The sequence below is a fragment of the Bradyrhizobium genosp. SA-3 genome (assembly GCF_004212635.1).
In the GTDB taxonomy this organism is placed as follows: Bacteria; Pseudomonadota; Alphaproteobacteria; order Rhizobiales; family Xanthobacteraceae; genus Bradyrhizobium.
Map to the genome: position 1 here is coordinate 1 of NZ_PSRT01000059.1, position 22,246 is coordinate 22,246.

The following is a 22,246-nucleotide window of genomic DNA, read 5'->3' on the forward strand; positions in this document are numbered from 1 at the left end:
GATTCCGGGCTCGCGCTCCGCGCGCCCCGGAGTGACGGCGAGTTGCGGCTACTCCCGCACCCGCATCAGCAGCCCCAGCCCCGCGACGAAGAACACCACCAGCACGGCCATACCGGCTTTCTGGCTCGCCGTCGCCGCGGTGATCATGCCGATCAACAAAGGGCCGATGAAGGACGTCACCTTCCCGGTCAATGCGAACAGGCCGAAATACTGCGCGATGCGATCCTTTGGTGCGAGACGGATCAACAGCGTGCGTGAAGCGGCCTGGAGCGGGCCGCCGGCCGCGCCGATGAGACAGCCCAGCACCAGATAGGCGCGCTCCGCGGCGCTTGAGAACAGCGGAGCGCCCGGCTGGGGGGCCGCGACCTTGACGAACAACACACTGTCCTTGTCGACCAGCAGGATCGCCGCCACCGACAGCAGCAGGATCAGCAGGCTGCCGGCGATCACGCGCTTCGGGCCGAGATGATCGTCGAGCTTGCCGCCAAGCCACGCGCCAAACGCACCAGCGATCGCGAGCATGATGCCGAACGTGCCGATCTGGATCGTGTGCCAGCCGAAGGTGCCGGCGGCATAGATGCCACCGAACGCGAACAAGGACACCAGACCATCGGTATAGATCATGTTGGCGAGCAGGAACGCCGCAAGAGATTTCTGGTGCGGCAGACTCTTGATCGATTGCTTCAGCTCCCACAGCCCTTCGCGCAGCGCTTCGCGCACCGGCAGCTTCGCGGGATAATCCGGCGTGAACAGGAACATCGGCGTCACGAAGATGATGAACCACAGTCCGGTCAACGGCCCGGCGGCACGGTCGCCCTGATGAGTGACGGGATCGAGCCCGAAGAGCGGCGTGAGGCCGAGCAGCGTGCGGCCGGTCTCGGGATTGGCGGCGAGCAGGCCGAGCACGATGATCAGGCTGACGATGCCGCCAATGTAACCTGTTGCCCAGCCGGTGCCGGACAGCCGCCCGATGCGCTCTGGCGGCACCAGGGTCGGCATCATCGCGTTGTTGAAGACGGTGGCGAATTCCGCACCGACGCTGGCAAGCGCGACGGCGGCGAGCAGCGGCGGAATGATGGCGTAATCGCCGGGCTTGCCGATCCACAGCGTGCAGGACGCCAACACCAGCACCGTGCCGAAACCTGCGATCCATGGTTTCCTGCGGCCCGAAGCATCCGCGATCGCCCCGAGCACCGGCGACAACAACGCGATCGCAAGACCCGCGGCCGCCATCGCAAAGCCCCACAGCGATTGGCCGGTAGCGGGATTTGGCGCGATGCCGGTCGCGAAATAGGGCGCGAACACGAAGGTCGTGATCAACGTGAAATAAGGCTGCGCGGCCCAATCGAAGAAGATCCAGCTGACGACGGCGGCGCGCGGCGGATAGGTCCGCGGCACGCCGGCCATGCGCACATCCGGGGCGATCGTCGTCATCACGCAGTCCTCATCACGAACAGTTTTGCCTCTCTCGGGGCAAACCGTATAGCATTGCCGTGACGCGTGTGAACTGGCCCGGGGGCGCAACGGGAATTTTGATGATATCGTCATATTCGACACGGCGGGCATTTTTCGCCGTCGTAGCCGCTTTAGCGCTTGGTCTCGCCCCCGCGACGGCTCAGGATGCGCGGCGGGGCTATGTCCCGCCCGCGCGCGACACCGTGCGTGCCGTCGCTGCCGAGCACGGCATGGTGGTGGCGCAGGAGAAGATCTCCGCGCAGGTCGGTGCCGACATCCTGCGACGTGGCGGCAATGCCGTCGATGCCGCGGTCGCCACCGGCTTTGCGATAGCCGTGACCTATCCGCGCGCCGGTAATATCGGCGGCGGCGGCTTCATGGTGATCCATTCCGCTGATCGCAATGAAGACATCACGATCGACTATCGCGAGACCGCGCCAGCTGCGACCACGCCGCAAGTTTTCCTAGGACCCGATGGCAAGCCTGACGCGACGAAGTCCCGCGATTCCGCGCTCGGCGTCGGCGTGCCCGGCACCGTCGCAGGTCTCGCCCTCGCATTGGAAAAATACGGCTCGGGCCAGTTCACGCTGGCGCAACTGCTCGAACCGGCAATCGCGCTCGCCCGCGGCGGCTTTGTCGTCAGCGACGATATCGCCGATACGCTGCCGAGCTGGCACCGGCGGCTGGCGCGCTGGCCTTCCTCGGCCAAAATCTTCTCGCGTCCCGATGGCACGCCACTTGGCGAGGGCGACAGGCTGGTGCAAGCCGATCTCGCCGCAACGCTGTCAGCCGTCGCCGCACAGGGACCGCGCGGCTTCTATGAGGGGCCAGTTGCGGAAAAGCTCGCCAAGGCCGTCTCTGATGCCGGCGGCATCATGACGCCAGCCGACCTGAAGGCCTATCAGGCGGTGATCCGTGCGCCGGTGCGCGGCAGCTATCGCGGCTACGACATCGTATCGATGCCGCTGCCCTCATCCGGCGGCGTGGTGCTGGTGGAGACGCTCAACATCCTCGAAGGCTTTCAGCTCGCGGACTTGAAGCAAGGATCGCCCGCATCGCTGCATCTCCTGATCGAGGCCATGAAGCGCGCCTATGCGGACCGTGCGCGCTATCTCGGCGATCCCGCCTTCGTCAACGCACCGATCGAGACGCTGACCGCCAAGGACTACGCGGCCAAGCTGCGCGCGGGCATCTCCGCCGATCGCGCCACGCCTTCGAAAGAGCTCGTTTCCGCTGCTGCCGCGCCGCGCGAAGGCAGCAACACCACGCATTTTTCCGTCGTCGACGGCCGCGGCAATGCCGTCAGCAACACCTATACGCTGAACTTCAGCTATGGCGTCGGTCTCGTTGCCGACGGCACCGGCGTGCTGCTTAACAACGAGCTCGACGACTTCACCGCGGCGGTGGGCGCTTCCAATGCCTATGGCCTCGTCGGCTTCGAGGCCAATCTGCCCGGACCGGGCAAGCGGCCGCTGTCGTCGATGTCACCGACCATCGTGCTCAGGGGCGGCAAGCCGGTCCTGGTGACGGGCTCGCCCGGTGGCAGCCGCATCATCTCGACCGTGCTCCAGGTGATCGTGAACGTCCTCGACTACAAGATGGACGTGGCTGCTGCCGTTGCTACACCGCGGCTGCATCATCAATGGTTACCGGACGAGGTGCGCGTCGAGAGCGGCTTTCCCAGCGATGTCCTGTCCGAGCTGAAGGCGATGGGCCACCTCATCGTCGAGCCGATGGGACAGACATCGGCCAATTCGATTCTGGTCACGGCGAACGGGCCGCTCGGCGCGCCAGACCCACGCACGCGAGGCGCAGAAGCAGCGGGACAGTAACCCCGTCGTTTGCATGGCACGGCAGCGCGGGCTGGTCGGCTCGCAGAGCCGGACCGGGATCTCGCTGAAAGTACCTTACCGGCCGACCTGATAAGGCCCGCCCTTTTCGAGCGCGCGCGCATACGCCGGCCGCACATGAATGCGCTCCAGGAACGCCATCGCCTTGGGGTGGCCCTGCTCCAGCCCGCCGCGCGCTTGGGCTGCTTCCAGTGGAAAGCTCATCTGGATGTCGGCGGCGGTGAACTCGCTGCCCGCGAACCACTCACTCTTGCCGAGCTCGCCTTCCCAATAATCCATGTGCTGCTTGAGCTGCGGATTGACCAGCGCGGTCAGCGCCTGGTTGCAGACCTTGCGCACCAGCGGGCGGAGCAGCGCCGGCGCGCGCTTCGGCATCAGCGTAAACAGCAGCTTCAAGAGCAGCGGCTGCATCGCTGACCCTTCCGCATAGTGCAGCCAATAGGTGTAGCGCAGACGTTCCGGCGTGTTCGGCGGCGGGATCAGCCGGCCGCTGCCGTAGGTGGCGATGAGATACTCGATGATCGCGCCAGACTCGGCGATGGTGTTGCCGTTGTCGGTGATGACAGGCGACTTGCCGAGCGGATGGATGGCGCGCAGCTCCTTCGGCGCACGCATATCCGGCTGGCGCTGATAGCGCACGATCTCATAGGGCACGCCCAACTCCTCGAGCAGCCACAGCACGCGCTGCGAGCGGGAATTGTTGAGGTGGTGAACGGTCAGCATCGCGCAGGTCCCCAGCTTGGCTTTGGTCGGTTGCGCCGTTGGTGCCAGCCCAGGGACACAATGTCGAGCCATCGGTGCGGATATTTTCACCCGGGTATATTGACGCCATAAATTTACCCGGGTATTAAACTGCCAACGCGATCAATCTGGCAATGATTCCGATGCAAACCACCTTCACAGCCTTCATCGGCCAGCGCCGGCTGGCCTCGGGAGCGGCGGGCGACGTCGCGCTCGCGGTCAAGCGGGCATCACCGCAGCCGGACCAGCCGATTATCATTTTCGACGACGGGACGGGCCGGTCGATCGATTTCGACCTGCGCGGCGAGGATCACGAGGTGCTGGCGCGGCTGGCCAAGTTTGCTCCGCCACCGTCAACCGAGGTGACCGAATCGCCGGGCGAGCCGCGCGGGCGCGGCCGGCCGAAGCTCGGCGTGGTCGCGCGCGAAGTGACTTTGCTGCCGCGGCACTGGGAGTGGCTCAACGCGCAAGCCGGCGGCGCTTCGGTCGCGTTGCGCAAGCTGGTCGATGAGGCCAGACGCGCCAGCGGCGACAAGGACCGCGAGCGGCAGGCGCGCGATGCAGCCTATCACTTCATGTCGACCATGGCCGGCAACCTGCCGCAGTTCGAGGAAGCCTCGCGCGCGCTGTTCGCGGATGACCGGCGGCGCTTCACCGGGCTGATCGCCGACTGGCCGACCGACATCCGCGACCACATCGTCAAGCTCGCCTACAGCGACCGCGCTTAAGGCGCGCGCAGCATTCACCCCATCAACGGCCGAGCCGCGCATCGCGCGGCAACGGCTTCGCACGCCCTGATGAAAGGCAAATCCATGTCCGCACCCGCGCCTCTCTGGACGACGTTTCTTCGCTTCCTCGCACCGCTGATGCTGAGCAACGCGCTGCAATCGCTGTTCGGCACCGTCAGCAACGTCTATCTCGGCCATATGATCGGCATCGACGCGCTCGCTGCGGTCTCGGCCTTCTTCCCGGTGATGTTCTTTCTGTTCGCCTTCGTCATGGGCCTCAGCACCGGCGCCACCGTGCTGATCGGCCAGGCCTTTGGCGCGGGCGAGCACGGCCGGATCAAGCTCGTCGTCGGCACGACGCTCGCGATCGGCCTAACGCTCTCGGCAACGGTTGCACTCGCTGGCGGGATCTTCAGCCGGCCATTGATGGTCATGCTCGCGACGCCCGCTGATATCCTCGACCAGGCCAGCGCCTATGCCCGCATCATGCTACTCACGATGCCGCTCGGCTTCGTCTTCCTGCTGATGACCGCGATGATCCGCGGTGTCGGCGACACCGTGACGCCACTCCTCGCACTGGCGTTATCGACCGCGATCGGCCTGATCCTGACGCCGCTGCTGATCCGCGGCGCCTTTGGATTGCCGACGGCGGGCATCACCAGTCCGGCATGGTCAGCTGCGATTGCTAACGCGCTGACGCTGATCGTGTTGGCCGTCTATCTGCTCTGGAATAAGCACGCGCTGGCACCGGACGCGGCACTGCTGCGTCATCTGCGGCTCAACGGCGCCGTGCTCGGAAAAATCCTCGGCATCGGACTGCCGAGCGCAGTTGGCATGGTGGTGATGGCGATTGCCGAGCTGGTGCTGCTTGGGCTCGTCAACGGCTTCGGCTCAAACGCCACGGCCGCGTACGGCGCCGTCAATCAGGTGATGGGCTACACCCAGTTCACGGCAATGTCGATTTCGATCGCGGTCTCGATCCTCGGTGCGCAGGCGATTGGCGGCGGCGACAGGGCGCGACTCGACGGCATCGTGCGCACCGGCCTTGCGTTCAACCTCGTGCTGACCGGCGGGCTGGTGGCGCTGATCTATCTCGTACCGCGCGCCGTGCTCGGCATCTTCATCACCGACGGCGCCGTGCTCGATCTGGCGAAGCAACTGCTTTACATCGCCTTGTGGAGCTCGGTGCCGTTTGGCCTCGCCACGGTGTTTTCGGGCGCCATGCGCGCCGCCGGCGTCGCCTTGACGCCGATGCTGCTGGCGATCTTCGCCATTGTCGCGATCGAGTTGCCGTCTGCGATGATCCTGAGCCGCACGATTGGCCTTGAGGGCGTATGGGCCGCCTATCCGATCGTGTTCTGCGCCATGTTCGTTTTGCAGATGGGCTATTACCTCCTGGTGTGGCGCAAGCAGGCGATCCGGCGGCTGATCTGACGGAATCATCAAGGTATTATGATCATCATTAAACGGTGGACCTGTGGCGCGGCCTGCGCCAAAATGGATGAAAACCGCCGCCAGGGAGATCGAATTTGACCCGCACAACCCCGCAATTCCTGTTCGATTTCGGTAGCCCGAACGCCTATCTCAGCCATCTGGCGATCCCGGCGATCGAGCAACGCATCGGCGTCAAGTTCGAATATGTGCCGATTCTGCTCGGCGGCATCTTCAAGGCGACCAACAACAAGTCGCCAGCCGAGACGCTCGCCGGCATCAAGAACAAGCGCGAATTCCACGCGATCGAGACCGAGCGCTTCATCAAGCGCTTCAAGGTCCAGCCCTACGTCATGAATCCATTCTTCCCCGTCAACACGCTGAACCTGATGCGCGCGGCGATCGCGGCGCAGCTCGAGGGCGTGTTCGAGGCCTATGTCGAGGCGGCCTTCCACCACATGTGGCGCGAGCCGAAGAAGATGGATGATCCCGAGATCGTGGCGAAGGCGCTGGCGTCATCCGGCCTCGATGCGCAAAAGCTGTTCGCCCGCGCGCAGGAACCCGAGGTGAAAGGCAGACTGATCAAAAATACCGAAGAGGCGGTGGCGCGCGGCGCGTTCGGCTCGCCGACCTTCTTCGTCGGCAATGAGATGTTCTTCGGCAAGGAGCAGCTGCGCGAGGTCGAGGAGATGGTGCTGGGGAAGTGATTTCCGTATTGCTTTGAAAGCTGGCAAGCTCCTCGCGTCGTCCTGGCGAAAGCCAGGACGACGGCAAAGAAGAAACAACAAGGACAATCCCCATGCGTATCCTCGTGGTCGGCGCCGGCGCCATCGGCGGCTATTTTGGTGGCAGGCTGTTGCAGGCCGGCCGCGACGTCACCTTCCTGGTCCGGCCGCGCCGCGCCAGCGAGCTCGCGAGCGCCGGTCTCGTCATCAAGAGCCCGAATGGCGATGTGACGCTGAAGGACCCGCCGACCGTGCAAGCGGACAAGCTCGCGGAAAAATTCGACGTCGTGCTGCTCAGCTGCAAGGCGTTCGACCTCGACGACGCCATCAAGTCGTTCGCGGCCGCCGTAGGGCCGAACACTGCGATCATCCCCATGCTCAACGGCATGAGGCATCTCGACGTCCTCGACCAGAGATTCGGCGCCGAGCGCGTGCTGGGCGGACTTTGCGCCATCGCCGCGACGCTGAACGAAAAGCGCGAGGTGGTGCAGCTGCAGCCGATGCAATCGATCAATTACGGCGAGCGCGACGGCAAGCTGTCGGACCGCGTCAAGGCGATCGACGAGGCCTTCAGGAGCGGCATCAATGGCGCCTCCGCCAGCCAGAACATCATGCAGGACATGTGGGAGAAGTGGGTGTTCCTCGCGACGCTCGCCGCATCCACCAGCCTGATGCGCACCTCCGTCGGCAACATTCTCGCCGCCCCCGGCGGCAGGGATTTTCTGCTCGGCATGCTGGACGAGACCAGCGCGATCGCCGCGGCGTCGGGCTACGCACCTGGCGGACCATTCTTCGAGCGGGTGAAGGGCAATCTGACCACCGAGGGCTCGCCGATGACGGCATCCATGTTCCGCGACATCAAGGCGGGCCTGCCGGTCGAAGCCGATCACGTCATCGGCGATCTCATCGCACGCGGCGATGCTGCCAAGGTGCCGGTGCCGAAGCTGCGCATCGCCTATACGCATCTGAAGGCGTATGAGAAGCAGCGGGCGGGGTAGGGGGCCTCATACTCAACTGTCGTCCCGGACAAACGAACGAAGTGATCGCTGATCCGGGACCCATAACCACAGCAAGTGGTTGTTGCGCGAGACGGAAGCTACGAGTCTTCGCAAAACGCGATCTTGTGGCTATGGGTCCCGGATTGACGCGCGCTTGAGGCGCGCTTGTCCGGGACGACTGTGGAGTTTGCCGCAACAGCCCCAGCTATTTCAGATGCGCAAGATAGTGCGAGACGGCGGTGATTTCCTCATCGCTCATGTGATAGGCGACATCGGCCATCGCGGCGACGCCGCCGCCGACGCGCTGGCCCGCTTTATAGTCGTGCAGCGCCTTGACCAGATATTCCTCGCGTTGACCCGCGAGCCGCGCGACCGCCTTGGTACCGGCATAGCTGTCGGTATGGCATGAGGCGCAGCGGCGGCCGGTGGCCACCTGCGCGCCCTTTTTCGACAGGTCCGGATCCCCATCCTCCGATCCCTTCGGCGGCGCCAGCTGCGAGAAATAGGCGCCGAAATTGCGGATGTCCTCGTTGTTGATCTCCTCGACGATCGGCTGCATCTGATCGTTCTTGCGCGAGCCGGCACGGAAGAACACCAGCTGCCATTGCAGGAATTGATCGGGCTGACCGGCCAGCGAGGGGATGTTCTCGGTCTGCGAGATGCCGTTCTCGCCGTGGCAGCCGGCGCAGGCCGCCGCCTTCTCCTTGATCGCGGAGTTGTCGGCGGCGCCTACTGGAAGGGCGCCGAGCGTCAGGAGCGCAATCGCGCTGATTGCCTGCGAGGTGAACTTCCGGCGCATGATGGAGATTCCGTTCTGTCGAGTTCGTCATTCGGGGGCACGAGCCCGGAATCCATAACCCCCGCTCGTGGGTATGGGTTCCGGACTTGCGCTCAAGTCGCGCGCAATCCGGAACGACGGCATGGGACTTTGAGAATGAAAGAGGCTGCGACCGTCGCCCGGTCGCAGCCTTCCCGTTACGTCGCGCTACTTCTTGCTGTAGCTGATGCGATAGATCGCGCCGGCCCAGTCGTCGGCGACGAGGATCGAGCCGTCCTTGGCGAGAATGATGTCGGCGGGACGGCCGAGATAGCCCTGGTCACCCTCGAGCCAGCCGGAGGCGAAGATCTCCTGCTTGGGGTTCTTGCCGTCGGGCCCGACGATCACGCGCACGATGCGCGCGCCCTGATACTTGTGGCGATTCCAGGAGCCGTGCTCGGCGATCAGGATGTTGTTCTTGTAATCGGCGGGGAATTGGTCGCCGGTGTAGAACTTCATGCCGAGCGGAGCGACATGCGCGCCGAGATTCAGCACCGGCGGCGTGAACTCGGAGCACTTGTGGCCCATCGCAAACTTGTCATCGGGCAAATTACCCTGGTGGCAATAGGGATAGCCGAAATGCTCGCCGATCTTGTTGATCATGTTCAGCTTGTCCGAGGGCAGATCATCGCTGATCCAGTCGCGGGCATTCTCGGTGAACCAGTACTTGCCGGTGCGCGGATCGACGTCGCCGCCGACGGAGTTGCGGACGCCGAGCGCCCAGATCTCGGCATTGCCGGTCTTGGGATCGACGCGCCGGATCTGTGCGACGCTGGTCGGCGGGATGCCGATATTGAAGGGCGGCCCGAACGGCAGGAAGAACCAACCATCCTTGTCGACCGAGATGTATTTCCAGCCATGCGCGGCATAGGACGGCATGTCGTCATAGACGACCTTGCCGTCGCCGAGCTTGTCGAGATTAGCTTCGGCGTCGTCGTAGCGGATCAGCTTGTCGACGGCGATGACATAGAGCGCGCCATCCTTGAAGGCGAGACCGGTGGGCATGTTGAGCCCCTTGAGGACGGTCTTGACCTCCTTCTTTCCGTTGTTGTCCTTGATGGCATAGACGTTGCCGAGGCCGAACGAGCCGACGAACAACGTGCCCTTGTCACCCCAGGCCATTTGCCGCGCGGCGAGCACGCCGGAGGCGTAGACCTCGATCTTGAAGCCCGGCGGCAGCTTGATCTTCTTCATCATCGCCGCGAGCTCGGACTCCGACGCGCCGGTCGGCGGACCCGATGGCGGCGCCAGGCCCTTCTGTGCCTCGGTCTCGTCGCCGAGGAACCAGTCGTCCGGCGGATGGGTCCAGAACTCCTTGGTGCCGGATTCGTATTTCTTCAGCGTCCGATTCTTGTCCTGCTGTTGCGCGTTGCCAGCGCTGGTCCCCGCGAGAAGGGCAACCGCTGCAAGCGCCAGGACGGATTGAAAGACGGATTTATGGAATTTCATCGCGTCACTCCCCTAAGGCAGCCGTCAGGGCTGCACGTTGTTTTATTTTGCTAGTCGAGAGGCGAAGTTTTGGGTCCGTCGGACGACAGACGCAAAAAAGGTTAGCACATCTGCGAACGGTGAGAAGCGCGCCGCGTGCACCGCGGTTGCGCTCCGTGAAAATTGAGACGGATCGTCAATGAGCAGCGAACGCCGCGACGACAACGCTCTCGCTGCAGCGCGGAATCAAATGGCGCGTGGATCGTTCGCAGGCGGCATGAGGGTAAGACCTACAAAAAATGCGAAAACAACCCCATGCACAGTAGAACGGCTCAGGCCGGCTTGTTCTCGGTGACGCCGGACAGACATTTGAAGCGTCGAGCAAGATAGCAATCGCGGCGCTCACGAGGCGACGGGATAGGGCCCATCGTCGAACACCGTGTCATGATAGCCTTTCGATCCGATCTCGCGCGCCAGCGTGCTGCGAAAATCGCGGTCACCATGCAGGCTGCGCAGCACATGCGCGAAGTCGAATTCGGGCCGCCAGCCCAGCTCACGCCGCGCGCGTTCATTGACATAGATGCGGTCGATCTCGGGGAAGAGGCGCCAGCCGCGCCCCGCATAAAGCTGCGCACAATCCGGATAGAGCTCGCGCACGACACTGGCGGCATCGCGCGCGAGCGCCGCGAGATGGCGTTGCTCGAACGGGCTCGTGGCCGAGACGATGTAGCGGGCAAACCCGATTCTGGGCGCGCGCTCGGCGGCAAGCAGGTGGGCGCTCACCGCGTCCGCGATATCCAGCCGGCGATAGAGCAGCTCGTTGGCCTGCGCGTTCTCGGTCGTGTACGCCGATCGCATCGCCAGATCGTCATCGGCTTCCGGAAAGAAGCGCGAGGTCCGCAAGATGACGACCGGCAGGGCACGCTCGCGAAAGAACAGCTCGCAGAGGTTCTCGGCCATCAGCTTGGTCGTGCCGTAGATGTTCTTCGGCACCGGCGGCAGGTCCTCGGTAACCCACACGGCGGCCTGTCCCGCTTCCGGCCTGAGCTGCGAGCCGAACGCGCTGGTGGTGCTGGTGAAGACAAAACTCTTCACGCCGGTGGCCGCGGCGCCTCGAGCAGATTGAGCGTGCCGGTGAGGTTGGTGTCGACGAAATCCTGCTTGCCGTGGGTCGCCACATGCGGCTTGTGCAGCGTCGCGGTGTGGATCACCGCGGTGACGCCGTCCATCTGGCGCTGGACGAAGGCTGGGTCGACGATCGAGCCGACGGCATCGGTGAAAGGCGATGCCTTCAAATCTATCCCGCGCGCGGGCGAGCCGCGCCCCCGCAGCGTCCGGAGGATGGCCTCCCCGAGGTGGCCTGCGCTGCCCGTGACTAGGATTGTCATTTGGGACCCAATACAGCCGCCAGTGGCGTGGAAAACCACGGCCCGACTCGGTTTAGCTGGATGCTCTGGGAAAAAATGGAGCGGGCGAAGGGGCTCGAACCCTCGACCCCGACCTTGGCAAGGTCGTGCTCTACCACTGAGCTACACCCGCATCCTGTGTCGGTCGCGTGACGCGCCGGCAACGGCTGTCGTATGCCAAAAGCGGGAGGGGAATGCAACAGCTACCGGCGGCATAGATTCGCAATCGGAGGCCCGATATGGACCCTGAATGCGACCAAATCGCCCGAAACTGCCCCGGAACCGGCGAATCGGCCGCAACGGATTGAAATTCGGCCGTCCCGGCCCAATTTAGGAGCCGACGACGCGCATCTGCATCGACGACGTGCTAAACAGCCGCCATTCCAGACATGACGAGGGGATCCCGTGACGATCATCGACCAGGGTAACGGAGCGGCGGGCCCGGCCGCCGCCGATCTGATCAAGGACACCACCACCCAGACCTTCGTGAAGGACGTCATCGAGGAATCGAAGCGCCAGCCGGTGCTGATCGATTTCTGGGCGGAGTGGTGCGGCCCCTGCAAGCAGCTCACCCCGGTCCTGGAAAAGGCAGTCAAGGCGGCCAAGGGTAAGGTCAAGCTGGTCAAGATGAACATCGACCAGCACCCGGCGATTCCGGGCCAGATGGGCATCCAGTCGATCCCGGCCGTGATCGCCTTCGTCAACGGCCAGCCGGCCGACGGCTTCATGGGAGCGGTGCCGGAGAGCCAGGTCAATGCCTTCATCGAGCGACTGACCAAGGGCGTGACCGCGCCGGGCGAGGTCAACGTCGCCGAGATCGTGCAGGAGGCCGAGGCCGTGCTCGCCGAGGGCGACACGGCTGCGGCAGCGCAGATCTATGCCGAGGCGCTGCAGCATGATTCGACCAACATCGCGGCGCTTGCGGGCCTTGCGAAGTGCTACGCGGTCTCCGGCGCGATGGAGCAGGCCAAGCAGACGCTGGCCATGGTGCCGGAATCCAAGCGCAACGATCCCGCTGTGAAAGCCGTGCAGACCACGATCGACCTCGCCGAGCAGGCTGAAGCGCTGGGGCCGGTGGCCGAGCTGGAACAGAAAGTCGCCGCAAACCCGCTCGATCATCAGGCACGATTCGATCTCGCCACCGCGCTCAATGCGCAAGGCAATCGCGCGGCCGCCACCGAGCAGTTGCTCGAGATCATCAAGCGCGACCGCAAGTGGAACGACGACGGCGCCCGCAAGCAGCTGGTGCAGTTCTTCGAGGCCTGGGGCGGCACGGATGATGCAACCGTCGAGGGACGCAAACGTTTGTCGACGATCCTGTTTTCGTAGGGCGTGCTGGCAACGCCAGGGGGACCGGGCAGATGCCGATCAACATCGAATATCGCGGGCCCGCCGACCTGCCGGAGATCATTCCGGTATTTCCGCTGCCGGGCGCGCTGCTGCTGCCCCGCGGCCAGATGCCGCTGAACATCTTCGAGCCGCGTTACCTTTCGATGGTCGACGATGCCTTGCGCGACGGCCATCGCCTGATCGGCATGATCCAGCCTGATGTGGCGCACTCGCCGAAGGATTCGGACAAGCCGGCGCTGTTCCGCGTCGGCTGCGTCGGCCGCATCACCCAGCTCGCCGAATCCGGCGATGGCCGCTACATCCTCGAGCTCACCGGCGTCTCACGCTTCAAGGTGGTCGAGGAGCTCGACGTGCTGACCGCCTACCGGCAGTGCAAGGTGGATTTCTTCGCCTTCGTCGACGATTTCACCGCGCGCATGGGCGAGGACCAGGTCGATCGCGAAGCGCTGCTGGCGGTGCTGGCGGACTTCCTGAAGGCCAACAACCTCAAGGTCGATTGGGAGGGCGTCGAGAGCGCCCCCAACGAGGCACTGGTCAACGCGCTGGCGATGATGTCGCCCTATGGACCCGCGGAGAAGCAGGCCATGCTGGAAGCGCCGGACCTGAAGACCCGCGCCGAGATCCTGATCGCGGTCACCGAGATGGACCTTGCCAAGAGGCGCACCAGCGGCGATCCGCCGCTGCAGTAACGGCCTGAATGCTCACGCAGCGCGGATGGCCGCTCCGGAGCCTTCCCGCAGCATTCGAGCGACGTCGGACGCAGGCATCGGCCGGCTGAAATAGTAGCCTTGCGTTTCGGCGCACCCCTCTTCACGGAGGATATCCAGCTGCTCCTTCGTTTCGACGCCTTCGGCGGTCGTCGTCTTGCCGAGGCTGACTGCGAAACGAACCACTGCTCGCGCCAGATGGTGCGCCTCTGCCCTTGCGCTGGATAGTTCGTTGACGAAACTGCGGTCGATCTTGACCTTGTCGAACGGGAATCTTTGCAGAAAGCTCAGCGATGAATAGCCAGTGCCGAAATCGTCCAGGGCGATTCGCACGCCGAGCTCGCGCAGCTGAGCGAGGACTGCAAAAACAGCCTCGCTATCATGCATGATCACGGTCTCGGTGACCTCGAGCTCGAGCCTGTGCGGCGCAACTCCTGAACTCGCCAGCGCGCCGACAATGACCGGAACAAGCTCCGTGCTCCTGAATTGGGCGGGAGACAGGTTGATTGCGATCCTGACATATGCAGGCCATTTGGCAGCTTCCGCGCAGGCGGTCCTCAAGACCCATTCTCCCAGCGGCACGATCAAGCCGGTCTCCTCCGCAAGCGGAATGAATTCGCTCGGCAGGACCAGGCCTCGCTGCGGGTGATGCCAGCGTAGCAAGGCCTCGAAGCCGATGGTCTTGCCGGTGGCAGCGCTGACGAACGGCTGGTAGTGAAGCTCGAATTGACGGCCGGCAAGCGCATCCACCATGTCGCGCTCCAGGTTGCGTCGCGCATGCATGAGCTCGTCGAGTTCCGGCTCGAAGAAACGGAATGCACCGCGTCCGCCACTCTTGGCCGAGTAGAGCGCGAGATCCGCGCTCTTCATGATCACGTCGGAATCGTTGCCATCGCGCGGCGCGATGGCAATGCCGATGCTGGTGCCCACCGTGACCCGGTGATCGCCGAGATCGAAGGGTTCGCAAAGCGCCTTTCTGATGTTCTCGGCAAGGGCGGCGGCCTCCACGGCCGGGTTGGTCACGTAATCGATCACCGCGAACTCGTCGCCGCCCAGTCGGGCAATCAACGCGGTTTCCGAGGTGCATTCGCGCAGACGCGCAGCGACGGCGCGCAGCAGGGAATCGCCCGCCGGATGTCCAAGCGTGTCGTTGACTTCCTTGAAGCGATCGAGGTCGAGCATGAGCACGGCCAGATCGAGGCCGCCGTTGCGCGTAACCGCAATGGCATGCTCCATCCGTTCCCTGAGCAGCACGCGATTTGGCAGATCGGTCAGCGCGTCGTGTTGCGCCATATGAGTGATCTTGGCCTCGGACCGGCGTTGCTCGGTAACATCGAGATGCGTGGCCACCCATCCGCCGCCGGCCATCGGCTGTCGCGTCACGCGGATCAGCCGACCATCCGCAAACTCGTCGATCCTGCTCGAGACTGCATCGAACGGCAAAGCCGCCAATTTCGAGATGAATTGCTCGGCAGCACCCTCGCTGGAATCGCCCTTGAGGATTCCCTTCACAATACGATGCCTGATGATGTCGGTGTGCGATGTCCCCGTCCGCAGCAGTTCCGGCGGCAACCGATACAGTCGGGCATAGCGCTCGTTGCACACGACAAGCCGCTTCTCCGCATCGAACATGCAAAGGCCCTCGACCATGTGGTCGATGGCCGTGTCCAACCTGAGCTTCTGTTCCTGCAATTCTTTCTGCGAGCCTTCCAGCTGCTGCCGGGCATCCGAAAGCTGGCTGATGATCTCCTCGAACTTGGCGGTTCTGCTTGCCAGGCGACGATCGGCCAGCACGCCGATCAGGCTCATGCCCAGCACAGACAGCGCGACACCGGCGATAGCCAGCGCGAGCACGGCCGGAGAAAGCGACAGGGCGCCCGTCGCACGCGTTGGATCCGGCGTGATCTGCACGGCACCCATGGCCGTGAAGTGATGCGATACGATGGCGAGCGTCAGCAGGACCGCCGCTGCGAGCGTGCCCCGGTAGTTCTGATACTTGATCGCGACGACCAGGGCGGCATAGCCGAGGCACATGCCCAGAAGGATCGAGACGAATACGAGGTCCAGCGACCAGGCGACGCGGCCCGGCACTTCAAGTGCCCACATTCCGAGATAGTGCATGCTGGCAATGCCGCCGCCGATGATGACGCCGCCGGCCCCCGCGCGCCACCGGCCGGAATCGCCGACCGCAACGCCGAAGCCCCCCGAGGTCAGCAGCATTGCCGTCGCAAGCGAAAGTGCCGTCAGCACGATTCCGTAGCCGGTCGTAACGCCGGGCTCGTAGGCGAGCATGGCGACGAAATGCGTCGCCCAGATTCCGTATCCGATGGCGGCGCCGGCAATCGCGATCCAGATCAGCCGCGTTCTTGCATGCGCCGCGATCGCACGATGGAAGATACTGACTGCAACAATACTCGCGACGAAGCAGACCAGGCCAGCGAGCACGACGAGCCGGAAGTCATGCTCGACGGTAAGGCAAGACAAAACGCGGAACATCCAATATCGCTCCATCGCCAATAGTGTCGATGGTGGTCGGGCTAAACGTCGTTCGCGTTAATTTTGTGCAACGCCTGATTGCATGCTTACCAGCGCGTTAATGCTTCCGGCGCAATTCAATTTTGCCGAGCATTGCGCATGCGTCCTACCGCAATCGCGCCCAAGCCGAGGAAATAACGCGTGCAACGATGGCAAGTTAATCCTAGAGGCGATTGCGGATGCGCTTGCGTCCGGTGAACATCGCGCGGATCAGGTTCTCGCGCTGGAGAATCCCCATCAGCACCACGCCGAGCACGTGCAGCACGACCAGGACGATGACCGCGTCCGATGAATAATGGTGGGCATCCTCGACCCACCAGACGCCGAAAAAGGTGACGGTCACCGACATCACGCCCGTGATGGTCGATACCGCGAGCGAGACCAGCAGCGCTACCAGCATCAAGGTGCCGGCGGGGTTGAGCCCGATATAGCGGCCGGTGATGCCGCGGCGCAGATTCCAGAGATAGTGTGGTGCGGCGCGCAACCTGACGCCGACCATCCGGAAGCGCGAATAGCGGCTTCCCATCAAGCCCCAGAGCAGACGAAAGGCGAGCAGGCCGATGACCGCATAGCCGACGATGCGGTGAAGGCCGTCATAGACGGTCGGCGTGAACCACGCCATCAGAACTGAGATCGCAAGCAGCCAATGCCAGAGGCGCAGCGGGAGATCCCAGACCGCGACCGTCCGCGAAACGATTCGATTCGCGGGGGTCCTGTCGGACGCCCCGCGCGTTTGTCGCGCCGCTTCTTCCATCAAGCCCGTTTCGCTTTGGGGCTCACTTGCCGCAGTTTACTTGCGCAGCTTACTTGGCAATCGTGTGCTTCAGGCTGAGGTCTTCGGGGCTGTAGAACAGCTCGTAGAGCTTGCCTTCCTTGACGCCGTAGACCTCATAGCACGAGCCTTCGATCTTGGAGCGCCGCACCTCGTAGCCCAGCGCCTTGGCCTTGGCTTCGGCTTCGCTGGCCGGCTTCCACGACGCCTTGTCGAGCTTGGTGCAGTCCTTGAAACCGTCGGCCATGGCCGCCGATCCCGTACCAATCCCGATCGTCAGCGCAATGGCAACAACACGAATGACCTTCACGAACGTCTCCTTCTCTGTCGTGTGCGCTGTGTGCTCAGCGCGAAGCGCAGCCGAAGGAAGCAAAGGCGAAGGTGAAGTCAATCCGGTTCGAGGGTGACCGGTCTTAGATTCGTTCTAATGGTCGCCAAAAGATCAGCGCTCTCCGTATGCAGCGCGCATTTGAAGCGCCGCTGCGGCCTTACGCCTCATGGGCCAAAACGCGGGGGCCGCTAGTAGCCGGCAACCGCAAGCGCCACCACAGTGCCCATGCCGACCCAGCCAAAGTGGCGGCCGCGCGTCGCGAAGGCATTGGCGAGTGCCGCGAAGCCGAACACGACGGCGAGCGTCACGATGATCCAGTGCCGGGCCAGGTTCGACTGCATCCAGGGCGCGGCGAGCAGCAGCACGCCGCCACCGATCCACGCCACCGTGCCGGCCTGCCACACCAAGCGGATCAGCGTACGAAGGCGCAGCGGTTCGATCGTGGCGCGAGCGAACACTTTGGTCTCGCCGAGCATACCATGGATCAGCGCCAGTACGACCGCGGCGGCGCCGGAGCATTGCAGCAGAAGGTCGCGCATGACGGAAACTCCCGATCCATCAGTTGTCCATACAGTCGTGTATGGTATGGACCCGGGCGCGGTGACCTGTCAATACACTAGTGTATGGTCAGGCCCTGGGAACCCGACATGACCGAACAGCTCTCCGCCGACGACTGGATCAAGGTGGGGCTCAAGGCGCTCGCCAGAAGCGGCTTCACGGCGCTGAAGGCCGAGCCGCTCGCCAAGGCCATGGGCGTATCGCGCGGCAGCTTCTATTGGCATTTTGCCGATCTCGGCGCCTTCCACGCGGCCTTGCTGAAACGCTGGCGCGAGATCGCGGCGGAGCAGATCATTGCCGATGTCGAGGCTGGCAGTGACGAGCCGCTGACAGCGCTGTTGCGAAGATCCTTCGGCGCGCGGCTCGACCTCGAGCGCGCCGTGCGCAACTGGGCGGCGTTCGACGCGGCCGCGCAAGGCGCGGTCCGTGCGATCGACCGCCGCAGGCTCGACTATATCGAGGCGCTGCTGAAGAAGCGGGGGCTCGACCCGGCGATGGCGCAGGCGCGCTCGCAGATCCTGTACTGGACCTTTCTCGGCTTCGCCTTGTCGGGCGCGCCGGTGCCGCCGGCGCGGCTCCAGGACCTGCTCGACGAGCTCTTGCGGATGATGTCCGCTTAAATTCTTATTCTGACGCGTTTCTTTCCGCGAACCGGTACCCACTTCACTGGAAAACGCCTTGGCAGCCGCGATGGGCGGATGCGAATTTCTGTGCTAGAGGCAGCCGACTGCCGGAGACCACCCATGAACGCGCCCACCGAACGTCCCGAAGCCAGCGTCGATCCGAAACTGCTGGAGATTCTGGTCTGCCCGCTGACCAAGGGCCCGCTGGAGTTCGACGCCGCGCGGCAGGAGCTGATCTCGCGCAGCGCCAAGCTCGCTTATCCGATCCGCGACGGCATCCCGATCATGCTGCCGGAAGAGGCGCGCAAGATCGATTAAAGTTTTGTAGCCGGTGGAGCGCAATATGGCGCCACACTCTCGGTGTCGTCCCGGCGAAGGCCGGGACCCATAACCACGGAGAGAGGTTATGACGCGAAACTGGGTAACTCCAAGTCTTCGCAAAATTATTGCTGCGGCGTATGGGTCCCGGATCTGCGCGCGCTCGGAGCGCGCTTGTCCGGGACGACGAGGAGAGAGGGGGCGCGAGACGCTCTTGAAACGTCTGCCTACAGCGCCTCGCCCTTCAATAGCCGCGGCACCTCGCCCATGAGCCCGGCGGCCTGGCGGATGAAAAGATTCTTCAGCGGCGGGGCGCGGTCGACGAGGCCGAGGCCGATGTCGCGCACCGTGCGCAGCAGCGTCGACTGGTTGGAGAACAGGAAGTTCAGCGAGTTGGTGGCAACGCCCATCGCCATGGTGTCGAACCGGCGCCAGCGCTGGTAACGGTCCAGCACGTCGGCGCCGCCGAGATCCATGCCGAGCCGCGCGGCATCGACGACCACCTCGGCCAGCGCGGCGACATCCTTCAGCCCCATGTTGAGGCCCTGGCCCGCGATCGGATGGATGACATGGGCGGCATCGCCGACCAGCGCCAGGCGCTCGGCGATGAAGGAGCGCGCAACGAAATAGCACAGTGGGAATGCGCGCGGCTTGTCGAGCGCCTTGACCTCGCCGAGATGCAGACCAAAGCGCTGCTCGAGTTCAGCGTGGAACTCCTCGTCACTGAGCGCGATGATGCGCGCGGCCTCGCTGCGGCGCTCGGTCCACACCAGCGATGACCGCCTGCCGGATAGCGGCAGGATCGCGAACGGGCCGGCGGGCAGAAAGTGCTCTTCGGCGCGGCCCTCGTGATCGCGCTCGTGGCCGACGGTGACGACGATGCCGGACTGGTCATACTCCCAGCCATGGGTGGCGATGCCGGCGCGCTCACGCAGCCTGGATCTGGCGCCATCGGCGGCGACCAGCAGGCTCGCCGCGATCACGCTACCATCGCCGAGCGTCACGTCGATGCCCTCGGAACGCGCGTCGTAGGACGCGACAGTGGTGGCGCGGAGATCGATGCCCTCGGCCTCGGCGCGCGCCACCAGCGCATCGATCAGGCGGCGGTTCTCGACCATATGCGCAAAGGGCTCGCCCGGCGCGACATCGCCGGCGAAATTCAGGAACACCGGGCGCGTAGCGTCCTCCAGCTTGGAATCGGTGACGACCATGTCCAGGATCGGCTGCACCTCGCCCCGGACATCGTCCCAGGCGCCGATCGCCTCGAACAGGCGGCGGCAGGCGGCCACGATCGCGGTGGCGCGCGGGTCGCGGCTCGGACGCATGCTGAGCGCGGGATCGGCGACGATGACGGGAATCTCGGGCCCGAGCCCCTGGCGCAGCGCCAGCGCCAGCGCCAGCCCTGCAAACGCGCCGCCGCCAATGACAATGCTACCCTGTACCGACATACCCGACTTTCCCGGCCAATTCCTGGACTTGCTAGCAGACTTGAGGTGGGCGAAACAGTGCGGTGAAACAAGGGCGGAACGGCCCGAATGTCATTCCGGAGCTTCAATCCGGAAATGACGGCAAGAAAGCTCACGCATGTCCAAAAGCCTGATCGACCTCATTTCGATCCTCGACCTGGAGCAGCTCGAGGTGAACCTGTTCCGCGGCAACAGCCCGAAGACGAGCTGGCAGCGGGTGTTCGGCGGCCAGGTGATCGGGCAGGCGATGGTGGCGGCCTGCCGCACCGTCGAGGGCCGGCTGCCGCATTCGCTGCATTGCTATTTCATCCTGCCGGGCGACCCGCAGATCCCGATCATCTACCAGGTCGAGCGGCTGCGCGACGGCAAGAGCTATTCGACGCGCCGCGTCACCGCCATCCAGCACGGCAATGCGATCTTCTCGATCATGGTGTCGTTCCACGCTGAGGAGGAGAGCGCGTTCGACCATCAGGACAAGATGCCCGACGTGCCGCCGCCGGAAAAGCTCACGGCGGAGGAGGTGGCGAAGCAGCCGATGTTCAAGGAGATGCCGGAGTTCATCCGCCGCTACTACGAATCCGATCGTCCGATCGAGCTGCGCCCGGTCGAGCTTGGCCGTTATTTCGGCCAGAAGATTGACGACGGCCGCATTCACGTCTGGATCAGGACCGCGGCGAAACTGCCCGACGATCCGGCGCTGCACATGTGCGCGCTCGCCTATGCCTCAGACTTCTCGCTGCTGGACGCGATCATGGCGCGCTATGGCCGCACGCTGTTCGACAAGCGCATGATGCCGGCGAGCCTTGACCATGCGATGTGGTTTCACCGCCCGTTCCGCGCCGACGAATGGCTGCTCTACGCCCAGGATTCGCCGAGCGCACAAGGCGGCCGCGGCTTGACCCGTGGTTCGATCTTCAAGCCCGACGGCACGCTGGTCGCCTCCGTCGCGCAGGAAGGCTCCGTGCGCGAGCGGAGGGCGTGATCGCTTAGAGCGAGCCGCGCGGAGCGAGCTCGGTCTGCGACGCAAACCAGTTCATGATCCAGCGATACACCCACGGGATCGGGATGATGAAGCTGCACAGGATCGCGGCCACGATTCCGCGCCACAAAATCTCGAGACCGCTGCCGTTGAACACGATTTCGCGCCGTGTGCCTTCGACGCTGCGGCAGAACCAGCGCATCTGCGCCGCGGCGACCCAGGCCCAGCCGATGATGGTGATGATGGAGATCGCGAACAGCAGGCTCCAGCCGATATAGGCCCAGATCGAGCCGGTGAAGCTCAGGCCCAGCGGCTGCCCGTTCGAGGCGAGGTTCGCGACCATCCATTTGATCAGCAGCCAGTAGAGGACGATCTGCACGACGAACAGCAGGTTGCTGAGCAACTGGCTGCCGATGAAGGAGATGGCGATCGCCAGGACGATGAAGCCGAAATACCAGGGCACCAGCGTCATCGCATTGCCGGTGAAGCTGAGATTCGGGCGCCCCGGGACCTTCACGCAGGACACGATCCATTGCGTGTACCAGACGAACGCCCACGGCGCCGGCAGGACGAAGATCATTCCGATCAGCAAGACGATGCTACGCCAGGTGAACTCGAGGATGCCGAAATCGACCGCCAGCGATCCTCCACCTGCGCCACCATAGCCGCCGGCGCTGGCATACCCACCGCCCATCATCGGCGGGCCGCCGGCCGGCATCATCGGCGGCGCGCCGCCGCCTCCGATCAAGCCGGGGATTTCGGCGGCCTTCTGCCAGCCGGCCATGCCCTCGGTCCACACCAGCGTGTCCGGGCGCACGACGCCTTGGGCGATGAGATCGCGGAACTGCCCTTCCGCAAAGGGCCCCTGCTGCTTGCCCTCGGATGCGTAAAACCAACTCGCCATGGTGCGTCCCCCCCAAAATACTTATGTGCCGCCCGGGACCGGCAGGTTCACCCGATCCATGCCGAAAATGCATTGTGAAGGATGGACGGCTGCCCTGTACAGAGGCGGCCGTTCACATGGTCAA

At 64.2% G+C, this 22,246-nt stretch carries 20 protein-coding genes, 1 tRNA gene and 1 pseudogene; 10 read left to right on the top strand and 12 right to left on the bottom strand.

Annotation, left to right across the window (positions count from 1 at the left end; translation table 11 throughout):
• Positions 1–48: 48 nt before the first annotated feature.
• On the bottom strand, positions 49–1,434 hold the full coding sequence (locus CWO91_RS21260) for an MFS transporter (protein WP_130215986.1): 1,386 nt from the start codon (positions 1,432–1,434) through the stop codon (positions 49–51).
• 101 nt (positions 1,435–1,535) lie between these two features.
• Here CWO91_RS21260 and ggt point away from each other — a divergent pair, with 101 nt between their 5' ends.
• Complete coding sequence (gene ggt / locus CWO91_RS21265) at positions 1,536–3,287, top strand: gamma-glutamyltransferase (RefSeq protein ID WP_130215988.1); 1,752 nt, start codon at positions 1,536–1,538, stop codon at positions 3,285–3,287.
• Between the two features lie 75 nt (positions 3,288–3,362).
• Here ggt and CWO91_RS21270 read toward each other — a convergent pair whose 3' ends face one another.
• Positions 3,363–4,028, bottom strand: a complete 666-nt coding sequence (locus CWO91_RS21270; RefSeq protein WP_130215990.1) for a glutathione S-transferase family protein — start codon at positions 4,026–4,028, stop codon at positions 3,363–3,365.
• A gap of 161 nt (positions 4,029–4,189) precedes the next feature.
• Here CWO91_RS21270 and CWO91_RS21275 point away from each other — a divergent pair, with 161 nt between their 5' ends.
• From CWO91_RS21275 to panE, 4 genes are all read left to right on the top strand, one after another.
• Positions 4,190–4,774, top strand: a complete 585-nt coding sequence (locus CWO91_RS21275; RefSeq protein WP_165405602.1) for a DUF2239 family protein — start codon at positions 4,190–4,192, stop codon at positions 4,772–4,774.
• Between the two features lie 84 nt (positions 4,775–4,858).
• On the top strand, positions 4,859–6,208 hold the full coding sequence (locus CWO91_RS21280) for an MATE family efflux transporter (RefSeq protein ID WP_245471325.1): 1,350 nt from the start codon (positions 4,859–4,861) through the stop codon (positions 6,206–6,208).
• 95 nt (positions 6,209–6,303) lie between these two features.
• Complete coding sequence (locus CWO91_RS21285; RefSeq protein ID WP_130215995.1) at positions 6,304–6,912, top strand: 2-hydroxychromene-2-carboxylate isomerase; 609 nt, start codon at positions 6,304–6,306, stop codon at positions 6,910–6,912.
• A 92-nt stretch (positions 6,913–7,004) separates the two neighbouring features.
• Complete coding sequence (panE, locus tag CWO91_RS21290; protein ID WP_130215997.1) at positions 7,005–7,928, top strand: 2-dehydropantoate 2-reductase; 924 nt, start codon at positions 7,005–7,007, stop codon at positions 7,926–7,928.
• A gap of 205 nt (positions 7,929–8,133) precedes the next feature.
• Here panE and CWO91_RS21295 read toward each other — a convergent pair whose 3' ends face one another.
• The 4 genes and pseudogenes from CWO91_RS21295 to CWO91_RS21315 all read right to left on the bottom strand — a co-directional run bounded on the left by CWO91_RS21295 (position 8,134) and on the right by CWO91_RS21315 (position 11,712).
• On the bottom strand, positions 8,134–8,727 hold the full coding sequence (locus CWO91_RS21295; RefSeq protein WP_130215999.1) for a c-type cytochrome: 594 nt from the start codon (positions 8,725–8,727) through the stop codon (positions 8,134–8,136).
• A 186-nt stretch (positions 8,728–8,913) separates the two neighbouring features.
• Entirely contained in the window at positions 8,914–10,194 is a 1,281-nt protein-coding gene (locus CWO91_RS21300) for a PQQ-dependent sugar dehydrogenase (RefSeq protein ID WP_130216009.1), read from the bottom strand.
• A 381-nt stretch (positions 10,195–10,575) separates the two neighbouring features.
• Positions 10,576–11,561, bottom strand: a pseudogene (locus CWO91_RS21310) (NAD-dependent epimerase/dehydratase family protein).
• Positions 11,562–11,637: 76 nt separating this feature from the next.
• Positions 11,638–11,712: transfer RNA gene (locus CWO91_RS21315), tRNA-Gly, on the bottom strand.
• A gap of 272 nt (positions 11,713–11,984) precedes the next feature.
• Here CWO91_RS21315 and trxA point away from each other — a divergent pair.
• Together trxA and CWO91_RS21325 are read left to right on the top strand one after the other, a co-directional pair.
• Positions 11,985–12,908 (top strand): thioredoxin, encoded by a 924-nt coding sequence (gene trxA, locus CWO91_RS21320; RefSeq protein WP_130216011.1) that lies wholly within the window; start codon positions 11,985–11,987, stop codon positions 12,906–12,908.
• Between the two features lie 32 nt (positions 12,909–12,940).
• Entirely contained in the window at positions 12,941–13,618 is a 678-nt protein-coding gene (locus tag CWO91_RS21325; RefSeq protein ID WP_130216013.1) for an LON peptidase substrate-binding domain-containing protein, read from the top strand.
• Between the two features lie 12 nt (positions 13,619–13,630).
• On the opposite strand, the gene CWO91_RS21330 is transcribed toward CWO91_RS21325, so the two are convergent.
• The 4 genes from CWO91_RS21330 to CWO91_RS21345 form a co-directional block, all read right to left on the bottom strand.
• Complete coding sequence (locus tag CWO91_RS21330) at positions 13,631–16,132, bottom strand: EAL domain-containing protein (protein WP_130216015.1); 2,502 nt, start codon at positions 16,130–16,132, stop codon at positions 13,631–13,633.
• 202 nt (positions 16,133–16,334) lie between these two features.
• Positions 16,335–16,925: a cytochrome b/b6 domain-containing protein gene (locus tag CWO91_RS21335; protein ID WP_130216063.1), complete on the bottom strand. Its 591-nt coding sequence runs from the start codon at positions 16,923–16,925 to the stop codon at positions 16,335–16,337.
• A 49-nt stretch (positions 16,926–16,974) separates the two neighbouring features.
• Positions 16,975–17,253 carry a PepSY domain-containing protein gene (locus CWO91_RS21340; protein WP_130216017.1) on the bottom strand — a complete coding sequence of 93 codons (279 nt, stop codon included), beginning with the start codon at positions 17,251–17,253 and terminating at the stop codon, positions 16,975–16,977.
• A 209-nt stretch (positions 17,254–17,462) separates the two neighbouring features.
• Positions 17,463–17,813 (bottom strand): hypothetical protein, encoded by a 351-nt coding sequence (locus tag CWO91_RS21345; protein ID WP_130216019.1) that lies wholly within the window; start codon positions 17,811–17,813, stop codon positions 17,463–17,465.
• Between the two features lie 108 nt (positions 17,814–17,921).
• Here CWO91_RS21345 and CWO91_RS21350 point away from each other — a divergent pair, with 108 nt between their 5' ends.
• Positions 17,922–18,452, top strand: a complete 531-nt coding sequence (locus tag CWO91_RS21350; protein ID WP_165405603.1) for a TetR/AcrR family transcriptional regulator — start codon at positions 17,922–17,924, stop codon at positions 18,450–18,452.
• 123 nt (positions 18,453–18,575) lie between these two features.
• Positions 18,576–18,773, top strand: coding sequence for a Trm112 family protein (locus CWO91_RS21355; protein ID WP_028133418.1), 198 nt, complete (start codon positions 18,576–18,578; stop codon positions 18,771–18,773).
• 227 nt (positions 18,774–19,000) lie between these two features.
• Here CWO91_RS21355 and CWO91_RS21360 read toward each other — a convergent pair whose 3' ends face one another.
• Positions 19,001–20,221, bottom strand: coding sequence for a ubiquinone biosynthesis hydroxylase (locus tag CWO91_RS21360; RefSeq protein WP_130216023.1), 1,221 nt, complete (start codon positions 20,219–20,221; stop codon positions 19,001–19,003).
• A 136-nt stretch (positions 20,222–20,357) separates the two neighbouring features.
• Between CWO91_RS21360 and tesB the strand changes: the two genes are divergently transcribed.
• On the top strand, positions 20,358–21,221 hold the full coding sequence (tesB, locus tag CWO91_RS21365; RefSeq protein WP_130216025.1) for an acyl-CoA thioesterase II: 864 nt from the start codon (positions 20,358–20,360) through the stop codon (positions 21,219–21,221).
• 4 nt (positions 21,222–21,225) lie between these two features.
• Here the strand turns inward: tesB and CWO91_RS21370 are convergent, their stop codons facing one another.
• A complete protein-coding gene (locus CWO91_RS21370; protein WP_130216027.1) occupies positions 21,226–22,122 on the bottom strand; it encodes a DUF4339 domain-containing protein in 897 nt (298 codons plus the stop codon).
• Positions 22,123–22,246: the final 124 nt, after the last annotated feature.

Bases quoted from the DNA above. Each gene is read 5' to 3' on its own strand.
- CWO91_RS21260 (WP_130215986.1), bottom strand. From the start codon at position 1,434: ATGACGACGATCGCCCCGGATGTGCGCATGGCCGGCGTGCCGCGGACC.
- ggt (WP_130215988.1), top strand. From the start codon at position 1,536: ATGATATCGTCATATTCGACACGGCGGGCATTTTTCGCCGTCGTAGCC.
- CWO91_RS21270 (WP_130215990.1), bottom strand. From the start codon at position 4,028: ATGCTGACCGTTCACCACCTCAACAATTCCCGCTCGCAGCGCGTGCTG.
- CWO91_RS21275 (WP_165405602.1), top strand. From the start codon at position 4,190: ATGCAAACCACCTTCACAGCCTTCATCGGCCAGCGCCGGCTGGCCTCG.
- CWO91_RS21280 (WP_245471325.1), top strand. From the start codon at position 4,859: ATGTCCGCACCCGCGCCTCTCTGGACGACGTTTCTTCGCTTCCTCGCA.
- panE (WP_130215997.1), top strand. From the start codon at position 7,005: ATGCGTATCCTCGTGGTCGGCGCCGGCGCCATCGGCGGCTATTTTGGT.
- CWO91_RS21295 (WP_130215999.1), bottom strand. From the start codon at position 8,727: ATGCGCCGGAAGTTCACCTCGCAGGCAATCAGCGCGATTGCGCTCCTG.
- CWO91_RS21300 (WP_130216009.1), bottom strand. From the start codon at position 10,194: ATGAAATTCCATAAATCCGTCTTTCAATCCGTCCTGGCGCTTGCAGCG.
- CWO91_RS21325 (WP_130216013.1), top strand. From the start codon at position 12,941: ATGCCGATCAACATCGAATATCGCGGGCCCGCCGACCTGCCGGAGATC.
- CWO91_RS21330 (WP_130216015.1), bottom strand. From the start codon at position 16,132: ATGTTCCGCGTTTTGTCTTGCCTTACCGTCGAGCATGACTTCCGGCTC.
- CWO91_RS21335 (WP_130216063.1), bottom strand. From the start codon at position 16,925: ATGGAAGAAGCGGCGCGACAAACGCGCGGGGCGTCCGACAGGACCCCC.
- CWO91_RS21345 (WP_130216019.1), bottom strand. From the start codon at position 17,813: ATGCGCGACCTTCTGCTGCAATGCTCCGGCGCCGCCGCGGTCGTACTG.
- CWO91_RS21350 (WP_165405603.1), top strand. From the start codon at position 17,922: ATGACCGAACAGCTCTCCGCCGACGACTGGATCAAGGTGGGGCTCAAG.
- CWO91_RS21355 (WP_028133418.1), top strand. From the start codon at position 18,576: ATGAACGCGCCCACCGAACGTCCCGAAGCCAGCGTCGATCCGAAACTG.
- CWO91_RS21360 (WP_130216023.1), bottom strand. From the start codon at position 20,221: ATGTCGGTACAGGGTAGCATTGTCATTGGCGGCGGCGCGTTTGCAGGG.
- tesB (WP_130216025.1), top strand. From the start codon at position 20,358: ATGTCCAAAAGCCTGATCGACCTCATTTCGATCCTCGACCTGGAGCAG.
- CWO91_RS21370 (WP_130216027.1), bottom strand. From the start codon at position 22,122: ATGGCGAGTTGGTTTTACGCATCCGAGGGCAAGCAGCAGGGGCCCTTT.